Annotated in this window: 12 protein-coding genes; 5 read left to right on the top strand and 7 right to left on the bottom strand. The window is 55.8% G+C overall.

Features of this window, described 5'->3' with window-relative positions; translation table 11 throughout:
• Positions 1-42 precede the first annotated feature (42 nt).
• The gene (gene uvrD, locus AACY11_RS06395) at positions 43-2226 is read right to left on the bottom strand and encodes a DNA helicase II (protein WP_339431484.1); all 2184 of its coding nucleotides are present in this window, start codon (positions 2224-2226) and stop codon (positions 43-45) included.
• 257 nt (positions 2227-2483) lie between these two features.
• Here uvrD and AACY11_RS06400 point away from each other — a divergent pair, with 257 nt between their 5' ends.
• The gene (locus tag AACY11_RS06400) at positions 2484-5354 is read left to right on the top strand and encodes a putative bifunctional diguanylate cyclase/phosphodiesterase (protein WP_339494154.1); all 2871 of its coding nucleotides are present in this window, start codon (positions 2484-2486) and stop codon (positions 5352-5354) included.
• Between the two features lie 46 nt (positions 5355-5400).
• On the opposite strand, the gene AACY11_RS06405 is transcribed toward AACY11_RS06400, so the two are convergent.
• Genes AACY11_RS06405 through AACY11_RS06420 form a run of 4 tightly spaced genes read right to left on the bottom strand, consistent with a single transcriptional unit; the run spans position 5401 to position 10110 of the window.
• Positions 5401-5937: a hypothetical protein gene (locus AACY11_RS06405; protein WP_339494155.1), complete on the bottom strand. Its 537-nt coding sequence runs from the start codon at positions 5935-5937 to the stop codon at positions 5401-5403.
• A complete protein-coding gene (locus AACY11_RS06410; RefSeq protein ID WP_339494157.1) occupies positions 5921-8608 on the bottom strand; it encodes an RHS repeat-associated core domain-containing protein in 2688 nt (895 codons plus the stop codon). Before AACY11_RS06410 ends, AACY11_RS06405 begins: the two co-directional genes overlap by 17 nt.
• A gap of 17 nt (positions 8609-8625) precedes the next feature.
• Positions 8626-9204 carry an RHS repeat protein gene (locus tag AACY11_RS06415; protein WP_339494159.1) on the bottom strand — a complete coding sequence of 193 codons (579 nt, stop codon included), beginning with the start codon at positions 9202-9204 and terminating at the stop codon, positions 8626-8628.
• 39 nt (positions 9205-9243) lie between these two features.
• On the bottom strand, positions 9244-10110 hold the full coding sequence (locus tag AACY11_RS06420) for a DUF6531 domain-containing protein (protein ID WP_339494161.1): 867 nt from the start codon (positions 10108-10110) through the stop codon (positions 9244-9246).
• Positions 10111-10438: 328 nt separating this feature from the next.
• Here AACY11_RS06420 and hexR point away from each other — a divergent pair, with 328 nt between their 5' ends.
• Together hexR and AACY11_RS06430 are read left to right on the top strand one after the other, a co-directional pair.
• Complete coding sequence (gene hexR / locus AACY11_RS06425; RefSeq protein ID WP_007962240.1) at positions 10439-11305, top strand: transcriptional regulator HexR; 867 nt, start codon at positions 10439-10441, stop codon at positions 11303-11305.
• A 205-nt stretch (positions 11306-11510) separates the two neighbouring features.
• On the top strand, positions 11511-11723 hold the full coding sequence (locus AACY11_RS06430) for a PA3496 family putative envelope integrity protein (protein WP_339465153.1): 213 nt from the start codon (positions 11511-11513) through the stop codon (positions 11721-11723).
• On the opposite strand, the gene AACY11_RS06435 is transcribed toward AACY11_RS06430, so the two are convergent.
• The gene (locus AACY11_RS06435) at positions 11665-12627 is read right to left on the bottom strand and encodes a LysR family transcriptional regulator (RefSeq protein WP_339465154.1); all 963 of its coding nucleotides are present in this window, start codon (positions 12625-12627) and stop codon (positions 11665-11667) included. The genes AACY11_RS06430 and AACY11_RS06435 overlap by 59 nt on opposite strands.
• 190 nt (positions 12628-12817) lie before the next feature.
• Here AACY11_RS06435 and AACY11_RS06440 point away from each other — a divergent pair, with 190 nt between their 5' ends.
• Positions 12818-14233, top strand: a complete 1416-nt coding sequence (locus AACY11_RS06440) for an acetyl-CoA carboxylase biotin carboxylase subunit (protein ID WP_339431487.1) — start codon at positions 12818-12820, stop codon at positions 14231-14233.
• Between the two features lie 11 nt (positions 14234-14244).
• Positions 14245-16053 carry a sodium-extruding oxaloacetate decarboxylase subunit alpha gene (gene oadA / locus AACY11_RS06445; RefSeq protein ID WP_339431488.1) on the top strand — a complete coding sequence of 603 codons (1809 nt, stop codon included), beginning with the start codon at positions 14245-14247 and terminating at the stop codon, positions 16051-16053.
• A gap of 195 nt (positions 16054-16248) precedes the next feature.
• On the opposite strand, the gene AACY11_RS06450 is transcribed toward oadA, so the two are convergent.
• Entirely contained in the window at positions 16249-18453 is a 2205-nt protein-coding gene (locus AACY11_RS06450) for an autotransporter outer membrane beta-barrel domain-containing protein (RefSeq protein ID WP_339494162.1), read from the bottom strand.
• Between the last annotated feature and the right edge of the window lie 120 nt (positions 18454-18573).

The raw sequence follows: 18573 nt of genomic DNA on the forward strand, positions 1-18573 counted from the left end.
GCTTTCGCGAGCAAGCCCGCTCCCTCAGGGACGCCGTAAGGCTTATATGGCTTCGAGCTTCGCGTAGCCCAACATCAGCCACTTGCTGCCTTCGCCGAAATTCACCTGCACCCTGGCCTGAGCGCCGGCGCCTTCGAAATTCAGGATCACCCCGTCGCCAAAGATCGAGTGACGCACGGTCTGGCCGAGGCTGAAGCCGGTTTCCGGAATTTCGCTGCCGCTGAACAGGTTGCTGCCACTCATCGACTGGTTGCCGCCAAATGGTCGGCTGACGCTGTTCGACAAGCGCACTTCCTGAATCAGACCCTTCGGCACTTCTCGTACGAAACGCGACACCTTGTTGTAGGTTTCGCTGCCGTACAGGCGTCGGGTTTCAGCATAGGTCATCACCAGATTCTGCATCGCCCGGGTGATACCGACATAGGCCAGACGCCGTTCTTCCTCAAGGCGTCCCGGTTCTTCCAGGCTCATCTTGTGCGGGAACAGGCCTTCTTCCATACCCACCAGGAACACGTAAGGGAATTCCAGGCCTTTGGCGCTGTGCAGGGTCATCAACTGAATGCTGTCTTCATGCTCATCGGCCTGAGTGTCGCCGGCCTCTAGCGAAGCGTGGCCGAGGAATGCCGCCAGTGGTGACAGTTCTTCGTCTTCTTCGGTGGTCTCGAAGTTGCGTGCAGCGCTGACCAGTTCTTCAAGGTTTTCCACCCGGGCCTGGCCTTTCTCGCCTTTTTCCGCTTCGTGATACGCGATGAGGCCGGATTGCTCGATGACGGTCTGCGTCATCAGATGCAGCGGCATCTCCATGCATTTGGCGGCGAGGTTCTCGATCAGCTCGATAAACGCCCCCAACGCGCCAGCCGCCCGACCGGTCAGGCCTTTATTGGCGACCAGTTGGCGCATGGCTTCCCACATCGACACATCGCTGTGGCGCGCATGCTCGCGGATTGCTTCGACGGTTTTCTCGCCGATGCCGCGGGCCGGGACGTTGATCACCCGCTCCAGTGCCGCATCGTTGCCGCGACCTTCCAGCAAGCGCAGATAGGCCATGGCGTTTTTGATTTCCGCCCGCTCGAAGAAGCGCTGGCCGCCGTAAATGCGATACGGAATGCGTTCGCGCAGCAAGGCTTCTTCCAGAACGCGCGATTGGGCATTGGAGCGGTACAGAATCGCGATATCGCTGCGTGCCAGGCCGGTTTTCAGCGCACTTTCGATGGTTTCGACAACGTAGCGTGCTTCGTCGTGTTCATTGAACGCGGCGTACAGATTGATCGCTTCGCCATCGCCGCCGTCGGTCCACAGCTCTTTACCCAGGCGTCCGGTGTTGTTGGCGATCAGGGCGTTGGCGGCCTTTAGGATGCCGGCGGTGGAGCGGTAGTTCTGCTCCAGGCGAATGGTCACCGAATCCGGGAAGTCGGAGGAGTACTGATGAATGTTTTCGATTTTCGCGCCGCGCCAGCCGTAGATCGACTGGTCGTCATCGCCAACCACCATCAGGCTGTCGCCGCCCTTGCCCAGCAGACGCAACCAGGCGTACTGCACGGCGTTGGTGTCCTGGAATTCGTCCACCAGAATGTGCCGGAAACGCTTCTGATAATGCGCCAACAGGCCCGGATGATCGCGCCACAGGTCGAGTGCGCGCAGCAGCAGCTCAGAGAAGTCGATGACGCCGGCACGCAGGCAAGCCGCCTCGTAGGCCTCATAGATGCTGCGCATGGTTGCCAGGTACAGATCGCCGCTGGCCTGAATGTGTTTGGGACGCAGACCTTCGTCTTTCTGCCCATTGATGAACCACTGGGCCTGACGGGCCGGCCAGCGTTGTTCGTCCAGACCCAGCTCGCGAATCACTCGCTTGACCAGCCGCTGCTGATCGTCGCTGTCGAGAATCTGGAAAGTCTGGCTCAAGCCCGCTTCCTGCCAGTGTGCCCGCAGCAAGCGGTGCGCCAGGCCGTGGAAGGTGCCGACCCACATGCCCGCCGGGTTGATACCCAGCAACTGCTCGATGCGATGACGCATCTCGGCAGCGGCCTTGTTGGTGAAGGTCACCGACAAAATGGAGTGGGGCGAGGCGTTTTCGACCTGGATCAACCAGGCGATACGGTGCACCAGCACTCGGGTTTTACCGGAGCCAGCACCGGCCAGGACCAACTGACGGCCAACGGGGGCCGCTACGGCCTGGCGTTGGGCATCGTTGAGGGAGTTCAGCAGAAGGGAGAGATCATCGCGCATCGGGGCATTCTAGGGCGCGCCGCAGGCCCGGGCAAACCGAGCTTTGCATTAGCCGATGAAAGTCCTGCCAGTGACGACCGGTCGGTCACTGCCTACAGGCGTCAGCCCGCCTCGCTTTGCGGGTTTTTTCAGTGGCGAGGGGGCGAAAAGTTTCCGTGAAATTATGATCTGGAGCAGTTTGGCAACAGGATCGGCTTGTGTATGCTCCGTCCACGTTTCGGGCGCACGCCCTCCTTATAAGAACAAGAACGTTGCCCATGACCCTCAGCTCCGAACTGTCGGGCCCCTCTGTGGAACCCCGGGTTATTCGCCGGCATTACGCCACCGAAATGGCGGTCGAGCGCACACGCCTGCTGTATCAGGGCTCTTTATTGCCCACGCTGTTCATGTTGATCAATGGTCTGGTCTGCGCCGGTTTGCTCTGGAGCCCGCAGCGTTACTTCGTGGTCAGCGTCTGGCTGGTGTGGTTGCTGTTGCTGGTCGCATTACGGGTGATTCAGGTGGCCGCGTTCGATTCGGCGATTCCCCATCGTCAAGCCCAGCCGATCTGGTTCCGGATGTTCCTGATCGGCTCGACCATGACCGGCCTGACCCTGGCCGGGGCTGGCATCGCTCTGGTGCCGGCCGACAATTTCATGCAGCAAGCCTGGGTGTTCGGCCTGATCGGCGCCGCGACCCTCTCGGCCAGTGTTGCCTATGCCGTGAGCCTGCCGGCGTTCTTGTCCTTTACCTTGCCGTGCCTGCTGCCGGCGATCGGTTTTCTGTTCTGGGGCGGCGATGAGCAGGCGCGCGGCTGGGGTTGGCTGGGGCTGATCCTGCTGGGTTCGCTGAGCGTGGTGGCGTGGCAGGTCAATCGTCTGATCGATCGCGGTTTGCTGCGACGCTTCCAGAATCAGCACCTGATCGAACACCTGCAACAGACGCAGTCGCGCAGCGAGCAACTCAATCAGGAGCTGGCCAGGGAAATCGAGCACCGTCGCTGTGCCGAGGGCCAATTGCGCGAAGCGCAGGTCGAACTGGAAGACCGCGTCGCCCAGCGCAGTCGTGAACTGGACGCCGCTAACCAGGCGTTGAGCAAAAGCGAGGCGCGCCTGGCACTGGCGTTGAAAGCCAGTGAGTTGGGGCTGTGGGACTGGAATCTGCAAACCGACGAAGTCCATCACACGCAGATTCAGGAGCTGTTCGGCCTCGCCCCGGAATACGTCACAGCGATCCTGCGCGACCTCAAGCCGCGGCTGCACCCGCAAGACCTGCCGGTACTCAAACACGCGCTGATCGAGCATTTGAAGGGCCGCACCGAGGACTACCAGATCGAATACCGCGTGCGTCACGGCGACGGCCACTGGGTGTGGATCGAGGACCGTGGTCGCGCCGTTGAGCGCAGCGAGAGCGGGCGGGTGATCCGCATGCTCGGCACGCGCCGCGACATCAGCGCCAGTAAACACCTTGAAGAACAGCAGCGACTGGCGGCGACCGTGTTTGAAGCGGCCAGCGAAGGCATCGTGATTCTCGATCCGAACTACGCGCTGATCGCGATCAATCAGGCCTTCAGTCGGGTCACGGGGTACGACATCGACGACATGCTGGGGCGTAACGTCGTCGAGTTGCCGTGCAGCCGCGATGCCCGCCGCCATTACGTTGCGATCCGCCATGCGCTGGAACAGCACGGCAGTTGGCAGGGCGAACTGGTGGAGACCCGCAAGAACGGTGAGCTGTATCCGCAGTGGCTACAACTTAACGCGGTGCGCGATAGTCGGGGAAATGTCAGCCATATCGTGGGCTTTTTCGCCGATCTGTCAGCACGGCGCGAATCCGAAGAGCGCATGCGTTATCTGGCCCATTACGACGAACTCACAGGCCTGGCCAACCGCTCGCTGTTCCGCGAACGCCTGCACGAAGCGCATCAACGGGTGCGGCAGGGCGGGCGACGCAGTCTGGCGCTGCTGCACATCAATCTGGATCGCTTCAAACTGCTCAATGACAGTCTGGGTCACGAAATCGCTGACCAGTTGCTGCAAAAAATGGCGCGACGGTTGGTTAATGCCTTACCGGAAGCCGACACCATTGCCCGGTTGTCCGGCGACGAATTTGCGGTGCTCTTCGATGCCTACGGCAACCTGTCGAGTCTGGCCCGAGTGGCCACGCGATTGGCGGCCAAACTGCGCCTGCCGCTGACGGTCGAAGGCCATGAGTTGGTGGTCAGTGCATCGATGGGCATCAGCATGTTGCCGGACAATGCGCGGGAGATTTCCGCGCTGCTCAGTCAGTCGAACATGGCCATGCAACATGCCAAACATTTGGGCGGCAACAACTTCCAGTTTTATACCGACAGCTTGCAGGCCAGCACCCTTGAGCGCTTGCAACTGGAAAACCAGTTGCGCAAAGCCATCGAAGAGCAGCAGTTGAAGGTGTTCTACCAGCCCAAGCTGTGCCTGGAGACCGGGCGCCTGAATGCGGCGGAAGCGCTGGTGCGCTGGGATCATCCAATCATGGGCCGAGTGCCGCCGGGGGACTTCATCGGTCTGGCCGAAGAAACCGGACTGATCGGGCCGATCGGCGAATTCGTGCTGCGCCAGGCCTGCTGGCAGGCGTGCGAATGGCAGCGTCAGGGGCTGGCGCCGATCCGTGTTTCGGTGAACCTGTCGGTGCACCAGTTGCGCCAAGGCAAACTGGTCAGTCTGGTGCGCCAGGTGCTGGAAGAAACCGGGCTGGCGCCGCACTACCTCGAACTGGAACTGACCGAGAGCCAGTTGCTCGACAGCGTCGAACACATCATCGCGACCTTCCAGCAACTGCGCGATCTGGGGGTGAAACTGGCGATTGATGATTTCGGCACAGGCTATTCGTCGCTCAGTTACCTCAAGCGCATCCCGGTGGATTACGTGAAGATCGATCAGGCGTTTATCCGGGGTTTGGGGGAGGGCAGTGAAGACGCGGCGATCACCCGGGCGATCATCGCCATGGCCCATGGGTTGTCGCTGAAAGTGGTGGCCGAGGGGGTCGAGCGGCAGGAGCAACTGGAATTTTTGCGTGCCGAGCATTGTGATGAAGTGCAAGGCTATCTGATCAGTCGACCGGTCGATTCGAACAGTTTGGGCAACCTATTACGAGGGCAAGAGGGCAAATAACTTGTTGAGTCAGCAGATGACCTGCTGACCCAATAGAATCGACTCTTTAGGCAAATCGCCAAATCCACCAAGAAATATATGACTCAAGCTGATTATTTGACCAGGTTATATATTTCAGTCCCTCATGGTTTGATGAGTGTTTGATACTTGTGCTTGTAGATTTATTCTCCGGGTACAGTTCAAACGCGGAATCTGACTTTTTGGGGGTGTACACTATCGAAGAAAGTCGGCCGTTAATGAAGCGGAATTGGGCTGGTCCACTGCCGGAAGCCCCGTGTATTTTAAAGTTTTGTACTTCATATATTTTATAATCAAATTTTGCCTTAAATGGACCTCTTCTGCTCTCGGAGCTTTCTAAAACAATGGGGGTGTAGCCTTGATGCTCAAGATCTTTGATCAACGGTTGAGTTAGGCTGCAACTGTGGATGTTGTTCACAAGCGTCGGCGATTCTTTTTCACAAATTTGATCAATATCTGCGGGGTAGTAGTACTGCACTGCTATGGCTACCACAAAACATGAGAGAAAAAATACCGCCAATTTAATTGCTGATTTTGAGTGTCTAGGCTCAATAATACGCGCCATGTGAGGTTGCCTCCATAATAAGGACTTTTTTCTTAATAAGATTCATGCAGTTGTCGGGGCAGTCACTAGGAGCTTCGCTGTCTTTGGCTGCACATAATCCGGCTTGGTTATTCCAATCATCCATTGCCCTTTCATATTTGTTTTGACCGAAATTCGATACTTCATGTGCCCAGCCGGCGAATCGGCTTACTGATTCCCCCCAATTTGATGACGCAATCATGCACGATGCAACACAGTGTCTGTAAGCGTCCTGCGGACCATTGTATGGTCCCGGTAGGCCGCTCTTTTCTGCTATGGTCTCTGCTTTGGACGACCATTCAAACACAGATTCCAATCCAAGAGGATCAACAAGTTTCAACGGATTGCCGTTCACATATGCGTAGGTGTTAACGCCACCTTCAAGACCTATTGGGTCACTTTCTAAATAGCGTCCGGATTCGGGGTCATAGTCTCTGAAATAGTTGTAATGTAATCCTGTTTCAGTATCGTAATACTGCCCGGGGAAGCGTAAATTAAAGACAAAAGTTCCGTTGGATTCTCCGTTGCCGAACGAGTCAGGCCTCCACGTCCAAACTGTTTTCATTGCATCATTCGTTATTCTACGTGGCGTATTGAGATGATCGCTATGGATAAAGAAAATGGAACGTTTTATCTCGCTCTCAGAGGCGTCATAATCAATGGTGATTCCGCCCAGCGGAATGTCATCTAACCAGAAGTAATACTGGCTAGAAACTTTTTTTCCCTGTTTATTTAGGTGCGTTTCACCGATTAATTGTCGGTCGTGTCCGTAGAGGAATGTAGTTGACTGTGCTGAGGCCTCTTTACTGATTCGTTGGCCTATGGCGTTGTAACGAAAATGTATCAATGGCATTTCTGCGATCTTTGCGCTAGTCATGCGATTATTAGCGTCGTAAGTGAACTGGCGAAGCACGCGGTCACTTATTATATTGTCAGTTGGATCGATACTTATTAATTGATCATTAATTTTTTCAAGTCGGTTGTTGATCTGTCCATATTGGTAATCTATTTGAGTGCTATTTCCTTCTTCAGAAACTTTGAGTGTATGAGTGCTCCTGACTCGGTTGCCCACGGCGTCGTAAAAATAACTTTGCAGGGAATTAGTATCGTCCTTCTCTACCAGACGATCCATTGAATCATACGAGTAGTTTCTCTCCTCCATCTCATTACTTTGTATTTTGGTGATATTGCCATTCCTATCGTAACTGTAGGTATTACTCCAGTCGGTGACTACCTGTGCCGATAACAGATAATCTCGATCATAGGTACGCTGAAGAGTGATGCCATTGCCCCACGTCAGGCTTTTGAGTGGCCCGAATGGTAGATAGTCGAGGTCGCGTGCGAGGTCAAATGGCGCTTCGTTGCCATGCTGAATCTGCACTCGAGTGACCTGTCCTGCCGTGTTGCGAAGATAACTAATGTTGAAACCAGCCGGGTAGGCAATGCGGTTGAGTCGATTGGCCGTGTCGTATCCGTATCCAACGCTTTCAGACTGAGCCGTGTTAGGCATGGAGGGTGTGTGCAGTTGCTTGATCAAGTTGCCGTGCGCGTCGTAGAAGTAAGTCTGCACCCCATTCATATCCTCAATCGCGGTCAGGCGGCCAACCCCTTTGTTGCCTTCAGCGATAGAGTCGTAGTGAAAACGAACATCAAGCTTTGGGTTCGCTGGATAGCCACGACTAAGCAATCGATTCAGAGCGTCGTAAGCGTAGGACGTGACAATCCCTCGCGCATCCGTTTTTTCTGTGATATTGCCAGCGGCGTCATATTTGTATTTGCTGGTGCCGCTATCGGGACTGTCTAGCTGGGTCAGATTACCCAAGCCATCGAAGTGATATCGGGTGCTGACGCCGCGTGCGTCGCGAATGTGGGAGAGGTTGTCCTGAGCATCATACTCAAAATGAGTCGTTCCGCTTAGTGGATCGGTGCTCTTTATCAATCGATTGAGCGAGTCGAAAGCGTGACCATATTCAGTGCCCCGAGGAGTGACGAGCGCACTAGTATTGTCATTGAGGTCGTATTTCAGATGACTTGTTTGCTCATTAGCACCTACTGAGTAAAGTAAGCGCCCTAGTTCGTCATATACCTTTCTATGCTGATTCGTTATATTCCGTGTTTCGTCTTTCAAACGTATTGCTGTTTGATTGCCCATCGGGTCGAGTTCAAATTCAACTTGCTCCATCAGATCGTTTTCAATTCTTATCAACCGTCTGGCGTCGTCCCAAATATAAGCAATCCACCCGCCATCACCTTGGGTTAGTCTGGTTATGTCCCCGGTAGCGTTGTAATCGATTTGCAGGGTGCTTTTTTCGATGCTTACAGACGACAACCTACCTTGAGGCGTATAGGTTAATAAGGTTAAGACGCCATTGGGATCAACGATTGTTTGCGGGTTCCCTAGATAATCGAAATTTGACATCTCGAACATATGCCCAACTGCGTTAATCATACGCGTCAGGTTGCTGTGTGAGTCATATTCGTAGCGAGTGATATCTTGTACATCAGTTCTTGGTCCGTCCGCGGACTCCAGCAAGCCACGGGCATTGTAGGTAAACAACCATTCACGCTCTGGCGTTTGTAAAAGCGGGACGGTAAGGAAGGTGCCACCGGCGGCTAGTACTAAAAGTCCTAGTCTTATGATCAGTGTTTTCATGTTCAGATCCTTCTGAATCAATGTATTTTAATTGTCTGGCTGAGCCTTCGTCCTTCAGCATCGTAAGTGTATTGGATTGATCGTGTTGGTTGTTTGATTTTCAAGGGCAGTGGCTGTGTATCGTGCCACTCTGTAGTAGTTCTTGATTCAGGTGTATTACTTGCCTCGGTACGGGATGTTTCCAAGCCGCGATCATTATGGGTGTAAAGTGTAGTAACTCCTTTGCTGTCAGTTTGCGATGTCAGTAAGCCGCGTTCGTCGTAGCTAAATGTCGAATTGCTTTTTGGACAATCAGTCGTCGGCTCACCGATAATTGAAGTGATGTGCTTTATGCCTTGAAAATAGCCAAAGTTATACGTAGTGCCTTTGCCCAAAGCATTGGATACAGTAACTGACTCGTCAGAATGGTATTGGATGTCTACTCTCTCAGCACCCTGCGAGTGCTCGCTAGAAATGGCGCGACCAATACTGTCATATGTCCAAGTGGCGTAGCGGATTCCCCGTTCATCGATAATTCCAGTTAAAAGTCTGCTGTCATGATCATCCTCGTATAAGTATTTTTTGATTTGAGAACTTTGCTGGAAAACACTATTCATCGAGATTAGTTGTTTGTATTCGTTGTAGGTGTAAATTATTTATGTGTTTGTTGCTTTAAGCTTTAACGGCTGATTCTTGCGGTCCTCTGTAAGCTCCAAAAAATTTCCAGCGCCATCGGAAATTTTTATGAGATTGTTTATATAAGAAATGAAATAATTTACGTCGCGGCTTTGGAAGTCAAGCAATCTTCCAGTAGAGTCAAACTTGGTTTTGCTATTATCTTTTGAGACCAGGATCCAGGAATTTGTTTTGTTTGAGATCGTCCCTGTTGAAGGGTGTCTAGCAACATAGTCGGTTTCTTTTTTATCAAAAAAAGATCTTTCTCCGTTAGGGTGCACTAATGTGATGGTTTTGTCGTTGATGAGTATTCTGGTGGAAAATGAATGAGTCCAAAGTCCGCTCGCGCTGTTATAGTGTTTTATAAATTTCAGTTTGTTCTTCGCGTTAGTTGTTGAAGGGGGGAAGTCTTGCTCGGATTGAATTTTATATCCCGTCAAGAAATTAATTGGGTTCCCCACTGTTTGAGGGATGCAAATGTTATTGTCACTTGCTTGTATTTCGCACTGCCCATTGAGAGCGTTGAATGATTTGTTTTGTGCGCATGCTTTTCCATACCTGTGAATAGAAAGTGGAATGTTATCTTCCTCTGGATCGTTGCCGTAAAGAAGATTGCATGTCCATTGATTTTCACTGGGTGTCGGTGTGGCAGCGTTATACTCATATTCTCCGTATTCGGTATCTGTATGCAGTGCCCGGCACGCAAGTTCTGGGGAGGAATGCTTTTTCTGCACCCAATCGTAAGCTTCAGGTTGAATATTCCAATAGTATTCTTCCGCTAGAGTCTTGGGGGATGTGATTGATATGATGAGCAGCGACGCATACGATGCTAATAACTTTGAAAGCATGGAAAATCCTTAATGAGTATTCATTATGTTGAACTCTTTGATTTTCGTGCTTCAATTTACTTTAAATGCGGTACATATGTATCCAGTGTGTAAGCCTATGTGTATTCGGAAGGACCTCTGGGCTTGCAAATCTATCGGGACGTCGGGCAGGTAATGTTGGAGCCGTTGTTACTGGGCTCGACCAATAGCTACGGTGCACGCGGTTAGAACAGAGGCTTGGGAGACAATCCTGTTACGCATTGAGCAGGCAAAAAGCCGATTCATGTAGTATAACTACAAGCTTGCTACATCTTCGTCGTCTGCCTTCCCACAACAAGAGTCCAGCCCCTTGAATCTGCTGCAACACATCGCCCAATCACGTCACCTGTTACGCAAGTCGGAGCTCAAGGTCGCCGACCACGTGCTGCTTGACCCTGCGGCGGTGATGCACAGTTCCATGGCCGACCTGGCCCACAGCGTCGGCATCAGCGAGCCAACCATCGTGCGTTTTTGCCGTGCTATCGGTTGCTCCGGATTTCAGGATCTGAAACTCAAACTGGCGCAGAGCCTGGCCGCCGGTGCCAGTTTCGGCCAGTTCGCGATCCATGAGGACGACTCGGTCGCCGATTACAGCCTGAAGATTTTCGACACGACGTTGCACACCCTGATGGAGGTTCGCGAGAAGCTCGATCCGGTGGAACTGCAGCGCGCAGTGACGCTGATGTCCCAGGCCCAGCGCGTCGAGTTCTATGGCTTTGGCGCATCGGGCGCCGTGGCGGCGGACGCGCAGCACAAGTTCTTCCGCTTGCTGCTGACGGCGGCGGCGTATTCCGACCCGCACATGCAAGCGATGTCGGCGGTGACGTTGAAGCCGACCGACGTGGCGATCTGCATTTCCCAGTCCGGGCGTTCGAAGGATTTGCTGATTACTGCCAACCTGGTGCGCGAGAGCGGCGCGTCACTGATCACGTTGTGCCCGAGCCAGACGCCGTTGGCTGAATTGTCCACGGTCAATCTGGCGATCGATGTGCATGAAGACACCGAAATCTATACGCCGCTGACTTCGCGCATTGCGCATCTGGTGGTCATCGACGTCTTGGCGATGGGCGTGGCCATGGCGCGGGGGCCGAGTCTGGTCAACCACCTCAAGAGCGTGAAGCGCAGCCTGCGCAGCTTGCGGCTCTCACCAAAAGCTGTGAAAGCCTTAGACGACTAAAGCAAGGTCGCGCCCACATTTGATCCCCAGGACACAAGAGGTGTGTCCGCGGCAGATCCACTGTGGGAGCGGGCTTGCTCGCGAAGGCATTCCCTAAAACACCCTCGCCCTGCGAAACTTTCATCGCACTGTCATCCCCGCGAAGCCAAACCGTCATCCCCCGCGCCTATCGTGAAACTCCCGTACTCGCCTTGGGAGACTCGAAATGGCTCAGCCCTACGAAGAACGCAACAGCGCAGCGAAAACCCGTCGTCAGCAGGAAGATCAGCGCCGCATGGAATTTCGCCGTGCCATCGAAGATCGCTTCGAACTCCGCCAGCTTCAGGCCCAGATCGGAGATTTTCCCGAGGAAGGCAAACTCAATTACTGGCACGCGGCACCGGTAGCTTCCCGTCGAAGCGTTCAACCAGCGCGCTGATCTGTGCCCGTTCGCTGCGGATAAACGCCAGGAAGGCGTGTGCCACCGGTGACAGCCGTTTGGCTTTGGCTTGCACCAGGCACCAACTGCGAAACAGTGGCAACTCTTCGACCGGCAGCTCGACCAGGCCACCGGTCGCCAGCTCCAGGTTCAGGGCGTGGCGCGTCAACAGCGCCACGCCCAGGCCCGCCACCACGCATTCGCGCTGAGCTTCGGCCGAGGCCACTTCCTGAGTCTGGGTGAAGTGCACGCGTTTCTCTTTGAAGTATTCCTCGCAGGCCAGTCGTGTACCTGAGCCCGGTTCGCGGATCAGCAAGGTGTAAGGCTCCAGATCCTGCAAGCGCAACGTCCCCAAGTGCGCCAGCGGATGATCCGGGCGGGCCACGGCAACAATCGGGTTGTTGAGGAATGGCAGGAACTCCAGGCCCATGTCCTGAGGCACCATCGACATGATCACCAGGTCGTCACGGTTATCCGAGAGGCGCCGAATGACCTGGCCACGGTTGACCACGGTCAGTTGCAGGTTCACCTCCGGGTGCTGACGCTTGAAGGCGGCGAACAGGTGCGGTACGAAATACTTGGCGCTGGATTCCACGGCCAGTTTCAGTTGGCCTTGCAGTGAACCCTGCATGTCCGACAGCTGCATATCGAGGTTTTCCAGGCGCCCGAAAATGTCCCGGCTGGCGCGCTGCAGAGCTTCGGCGGCTTCGGTCATGTAGAGTTTTTTGCCGACGTAATCGAATAATGGCTGCCCGATCAGCTCCTCGAGCTGACGAATCTGAAGGCTGACGGCCGGTTGCGTGAGAGACATTTCATCCGCCGCGCGGCTGTAGGAGCGCAAATCACACACTTCGTTGAAGATCTGCAATTGACGCAATGTCATACGCATCAGGGACTTACGCATTTTTTACAGGCTCTGAAGGCTGGCGAGTGCTTCAACTATAAGTCTTTGCTTATGCCTGACCCAATTTTTATTCATTTTTGTTAATTCCTTTCGAGCGCTAGTGTGGAGTCGCGACTAAATTGAAACATTTGGTCACGCGTCGACCTGGGTCTAGCAGGTCGTGGTGCCACCGGCTCAAGGGAACCTCCAAGTGATAACAAAGATCCTGATCGCCAACCGTGGTGAGATTGCCGTACGAATCGTGCGAGCCTGCGCCGAAATGGGCATTCGCTCGGTTGCGATTTTTTCCGACGCCGACCGCCATGCCTTGCATGTGAAGCGTGCGGACGAGGCCTACAGCATCGGTGCCGAGCCACTGGCCGGTTATCTGAACCCGCGCAAACTGGTGAACCTGGCGGTTGAAACCGGTTGCGATGCACTGCACCCCGGTTACGGTTTCCTTTCGGAAAACGCTGAACTGGCAGACATCTGCGCCGAACGCGGTATTAAATTCATTGGCCCCTCGGCAGAAGTCATCCGCCGCATGGGCGACAAGACCGAAGCGCGCCGCAGCATGATCAAGGCCGGCGTACCGGTCACCCCAGGCACCGAAGGCAACGTATCGGGTATTGAAGAAGCCCTCACTGAAGGCGACCGCATCGGCTACCCGGTAATGCTCAAAGCCACTTCCGGTGGCGGTGGCCGCGGTATCCGGCGCTGCAACAGCCGCGAAGAACTCGAACAGAACTTCCCTCGCGTTATCTCCGAAGCCACCAAGGCCTTCGGTTCGGCGCAAGTGTTCCTGGAAAAATGCATCGTCAATCCCAAGCACATCGAAGCGCAGATCCTCGGCGACAGCTTTGGCAACGTGGTGCACCTGTTCGAGCGTGACTGCTCGATCCAGCGCCGCAACCAGAAGCTGATCGAAATCGCCCCGAGCCCGCAACTGACCCCGGAACAGCGCGCCTACATCGGCGACCTGTCGGTGCGTGCGGCCAAGGCTGTGGGCTATGAGAATGCTGGCACCGTGGAGTTTCTGCTCGCCGAGGGCGAGGTGTACTTCATGGAGATGAACACCCGGGTGCAGGTGGAGCACACCATCACCGAAGAAATCACCGGGATCGACATCGTCCGTGAGCAGATTCGCATCGCTTCCGGCCTGCCGCTGTCGGTGAAGCAGGAAGACATTCAGCACCGTGGTTTTGCGTTGCAGTTTCGCATCAACGCCGAAGACCCGAAAAACAACTTCCTGCCGAGCTTCGGCAAGATCACTCGTTACTACGCCCCGGGTGGCCCGGGCGTGCGTACCGACACGGCGATCTACACCGGCTACACCATTCCGCCTTACTACGACTCCATGTGCCTGAAGCTGGTTGTGTGGGCACTGACCTGGGAGGAGGCGATGGACCGTGGCCTGCGCGCACTCGACGACATGCGTCTGCAAGGCGTGAAGACCACTGCCGCGTACTACCAGGAAATCCTGCGCAACCCGGAATTCCGTAGCGGCCAGTTCAATACCAGCTTCGTTGAAAGCCATCCTGAACTGACCAACTACTCGATCAAGCGCAAACCCGAAGAGCTGGCCCTGGCCATCGCCGCCGCCATCGCCGCCCACGCAGGCCTGTGAGGAATAGAACAATGACCAAAAAGATTTTTGTAACCGACACCATCCTGCGCGACGCCCACCAATCGCTGCTCGCCACCCGCATGCGCACCGAAGACATGCTGCCGATCTGCGACAAGCTCGACAAAGTCGGCTACTGGTCGCTGGAATGCTGGGGCGGCGCGACCTTCGACGCCTGCGTACGCTTTCTGAAAGAAGACCCGTGGGAGCGCCTGCGCCAACTGCGCGCCGCGCTGCCTAACACGCGTCTGCAAATGCTCCTGCGCGGGCAGAACCTGCTCGGCTACCGCCACTACAGCGACGACGTGGTCAAAGCCTTCGTCGCCAAGGCTGCCGTGAACGGTATCGACGTGTTCCGCATCTTCGACGCGATGAACGACGTGCGTAACCTGCGCGTGGCCATCGAAGCGGTGAAAGCGGCGGGCAAACATGCCCAGGGCACCATCGCTTACACCACCAGCCCGGTGCACACCATCGACGCCTTTGTGGCGCAGGCCAAGCAAATGGAAGCCATGGGTTGCGACTCGGTGGCGATCAAGGACATGGCCGGTCTGCTGACCCCGTACGCCACGGGTGAGTTGGTCAGGGCGTTGAAAGCCGAACAGTCGCTGCCCGTGTTCATCCACTCCCACGACACGGCCGGTCTGGCTGCCATGTGCCAGCTCAAGGCAATCGAAAACGGTGCCGACCACATCGACACCGCAATCTCCAGCTTCGCCTCGGGCACCAGCCATCCGGGCACCGAGTCGATGGTCGCCGCTCTTAAAGGCACCGAGTACGACACCGGTCTGAACCTTGAACTGCTGCAAGAGATCGGTCTGTACTTCTATGCCGTGCGCAAGAAGTACCACCAGTTTGAAAGCGAATTCACAGCGGTCGACACTCGCGTTCAAGTCAACCAGGTGCCGGGCGGGATGATCTCCAACCTCGCCAACCAGTTGAAAGAGCAGGGCGCCCTGAACCGCATGGCCGAAGTGCTGGCGGAAATCCCGCGTGTGCGTGAGGACCTCGGCTACCCACCGCTGGTGACCCCGACTTCGCAGATCGTCGGCACTCAGGCGTTCTTCAACGTGCTGGCCGGCGAGCGCTACAAGACCATCACCAACGAAGTGAAGCTGTATTTGCAGGGTGGCTACGGCAAAGCGCCGGGCGTGGTCAACGAGAAACTGCGTCGTCAGGCCATCGGCAGCGAAGAAGTGATCGACGTACGTCCGGCCGATCTGCTCAAGCCGGAAATGACCAAGCTGCGTGCCGATATCGGCGCACTGGCCAAGTCCGAAGAAGACGTGCTGACCTTCGCCATGTTCCCGGAAATCGGTCGCAAGTTCCTCGAAGAGCGAGCCGCCGGCACCCTCACGCCGGAGGTGCTGTTGCCGATTCCTGAAGCCGGCAAAGTCGCGTCGTCGGGCGGCGAAGGTGTGCCGACCGAGTTCGTCATCGACGTTCACGGCGAAACCTACCGCGTCGACATCACCGGTGTTGGCGTCAAGGCTGAAGGCAAGCGTCACTTCTACCTGTCCATCGACGGCATGCCGGAAGAAGTGGTGTTCGAACCGCTCAACGAATTCGTCGGCGGTGGCAGCAGCAAGCGCAAGCAAGCCTCGGCGCCGGGCCACGTCAGCACCACCATGCCGGGCAACATCGTCGACGTGCTGGTCAAGGAGGGCGATACCGTCAAGGCCGGCCAAGCGGTGTTGATTACCGAAGCCATGAAGATGGAAACCGAAGTCCAGGCCGCTGTTGCCGGTAAGGTCACGGCGATTCATGTGGCCAAGGGCGACCGGGTCAATCCGGGTGAAATCCTGATCGAGATCGAAGGCTGAGATAACAGCCTCGGTACAACGCTTTAAACCTCGGGGGGGCATGTGCTCCCTTTTTTTTCGTCCGGGTTTTGACTGAATCACGCAAATCCCGTGTGGGAGCGGGCTTGCTCGCGAATGCGGTGTATCAGTCACAGATCATGCCGACTGACACTCCCTCTTCGCGAGCAATCTCCCACAGGGACAGTGTTCAGACCATCAGAACGCCATTCGCCACTGGCCCATCACACTGTGATTACGGCTTTCAGTTCCGAAATCCCCCGTGATGCCTAGCCCAACGGTGTGGTTGGCCGACAGGCCAAGGTCGAGGCCAGCATCGACGCCCAGACTGTTTCGATCCAGCGCGGCACCGGCCACTTCAAAGCGTTTCCCACCCTTGAGCAGTTGTTGGCGGGCATCGCTGTCGAGTTCGCCGAAGGTATGTTTCCAGCCTGCGGCGAATCGCGGCGTCAGGCTCATGCCGTTGTCCAGTCGGCTGATTTTCGCTGCACGCAGGCCGAAGATGCTGCTGAGGTTGTCGCGGGTTTGCCCGAACACCTTCAGCGCCGCATCGCCGCCTTTTTCGCTGTAGCTGTCACGTTGATAACGCTGATAGCCGAGGCTGGCGAACGGTTCGAGTGTCACGTTGTTATGGCCGAAATTGAAGCCCAGTTCGGCAAAGGCCTGCTGGGTGTTGGCGTCGTAGTTGCCCTTCAGGCGGTCGCTGAAGCCCTTGAACACCACTCGACGTTTGCTGCTGCCGTCATGGCTGGCGTAGGTCGCCCCGAGGCGCAGGGCCAGTGGCCCGTCCTGGCGCACGGCATAGGCGCCGAGGTGCCAGCTGTCGAGGTCGCCATCGTACTGGCGGGCATCCAGTTTCGTCTGGGATTTACCGCCCAGCAGGCCGATATGCCATTGCTCATCGAGTCGCCAATCCGCGCCCATGACCAGACCCTGGGTGGCGTGTTTCAGGGTGCTGTCGTGATCGCGATCGACCTTGCCACCATGGCCGATGGCCTGAACCCAGACGCGTCCGGAGTCTGCACTGCCGGCCGCCTGCCGGGGTGAACTGCCAGAGCCAGACGCAGCGCCCGAGCGGCTATCCAGTTGGCGCATGGCCGAAAGCATGCTCGCGCTCACGGGCGTGACGCTGCTCAATGTGGCTTTGGCGAGGTTGGCGTTGCTGCCGGCGGCCAACTGCTCGATGGCAATCGGTGCGGTGCTTTTGTCGCTAGCCAACAGTGCGACGACCGCAGCGTTTTGGGGGGCCGCTGTTTGAGGGGCTGGCGGTGTGGCGACAGGGGCGGCACGCACCGCCACCGCGTCTTCTGAAATGGGTGCTTCTTCTGACGTGGAAGATGGACTTGTCGCCAGTACGGCCGTTGTTGTCGGCAGTGGTGCTGATATCGGTGGTCGATCCGGGATCGATGGCTCTTCAATACTTTCGGCTACTGCACGACCGTTGTCGGTGGTGGCCACGCTAGGCAGGGATACCTCGTTGCGTGCGTAGGTCAGTCCCACAGATTTTTTGTTGTATTGAGGTGTGGCTGTCATGAACGCCAGATCGTTCAGTATCGTGCCGAACTGACCTTCAACCTTGCTGGCTTCGATGATTTTGTACTGGCTGCTTTGCGGGTATTCCCCTGCAACTGCAACGACTTTCAAGGTGGCGCCTTCAAGTTTGGCAGTGCCGTCTACCTTGATCGTTTGACCACTGCTGCCGGGGGCGACCTCATAAGACAGTTCAGCATTCGGGGATAGGCTCAAACTGCCTTTCACTCGAGGGCTACCATGCAATCCATTGACCATGAGCAGGCCGTTAACGTGCAAGTTTCCTACCGAGCCCTTACCCGCAAAGCTGCCGCCGTTCTCGACATAGACATCCCCTTTTATGCTTCCATTGTTGAAGAGTTTGCCAGCGGTAACCGCCCCACCGCTGATGGTGCCCTGGTTGGTCAGCGCACCGTTGTGTGTTACCAGCACGCCTTGGTTGAAGTCTCCCTTTGTGCTCAGCGTCCAGTCTCCGCGCACGAGAAACAGTGCATTGAAATTGCGGGTGTCTTTCAGCGTGCCCCCCTCGGAGATATCCAGTAGCAGCATGTTGTCGCCCTTGCCACCATCCAACTGCCCCGTGAAGCTTGCGTCGTCTTGAAGAGCGATCAACTCGTTGAGTTCCGTTCCTCGAAAAGTGCTCTGGGGTGTATTGAAGGCAATCGGAACGGTCGCTTTATCGTTGATAAAGTCCTTAATCCTCCCAAGAGATTCTGCATAGACGGTGTCTTCGGGCTGTTCTGGCACCTGCGCGGTGGACGCAGCGTCAGAGGCTTCAGGTAGTTGCTGGGCGTTTGCAATCTTTGCGCAGCCCAGCGCCAACGCAATGGCTAAAGCCAAGTGTTGTGGTTTGAATGTGTGTTGAATGAGCATCAAGCAAGGCCTTTTTTGAAAGAAGGCCAAACTCTAGGGACGCAGCAAAAATTTTGATGTCGGCTACTTCCCGCCGTTTTGCAGGCGCTGTCGCATCATTTTGTCGAAATCTTCCGCTAT

This window comes from Pseudomonas sp. RA_105y_Pfl2_P56 (assembly GCF_963970845.1).
GTDB classification, from domain to species: Bacteria; Pseudomonadota; Gammaproteobacteria; order Pseudomonadales; family Pseudomonadaceae; genus Aquipseudomonas; species Aquipseudomonas baetica_A.

Coding starts and splice junctions, on each gene's coding strand:
- uvrD (WP_339431484.1), bottom strand. CDS start 2,226: ATGCGCGATGATCTCTCCCTTCTGCTGAACTCCCTCAACGATGCCCAA.
- AACY11_RS06400 (WP_339494154.1), top strand. CDS start 2,484: ATGACCCTCAGCTCCGAACTGTCGGGCCCCTCTGTGGAACCCCGGGTT.
- AACY11_RS06405 (WP_339494155.1), bottom strand. CDS start 5,937: ATGGCGCGTATTATTGAGCCTAGACACTCAAAATCAGCAATTAAATTG.
- AACY11_RS06410 (WP_339494157.1), bottom strand. CDS start 8,608: ATGAAAACACTGATCATAAGACTAGGACTTTTAGTACTAGCCGCCGGT.
- AACY11_RS06415 (WP_339494159.1), bottom strand. CDS start 9,204: ATGAATAGTGTTTTCCAGCAAAGTTCTCAAATCAAAAAATACTTATAC.
- AACY11_RS06420 (WP_339494161.1), bottom strand. CDS start 10,110: ATGCTTTCAAAGTTATTAGCATCGTATGCGTCGCTGCTCATCATATCA.
- AACY11_RS06430 (WP_339465153.1), top strand. CDS start 11,511: ATGGCTCAGCCCTACGAAGAACGCAACAGCGCAGCGAAAACCCGTCGT.
- AACY11_RS06435 (WP_339465154.1), bottom strand. CDS start 12,627: ATGCGTAAGTCCCTGATGCGTATGACATTGCGTCAATTGCAGATCTTC.
- oadA (WP_339431488.1), top strand. CDS start 14,245: ATGACCAAAAAGATTTTTGTAACCGACACCATCCTGCGCGACGCCCAC.
- AACY11_RS06450 (WP_339494162.1), bottom strand. CDS start 18,453: ATGCTCATTCAACACACATTCAAACCACAACACTTGGCTTTAGCCATT.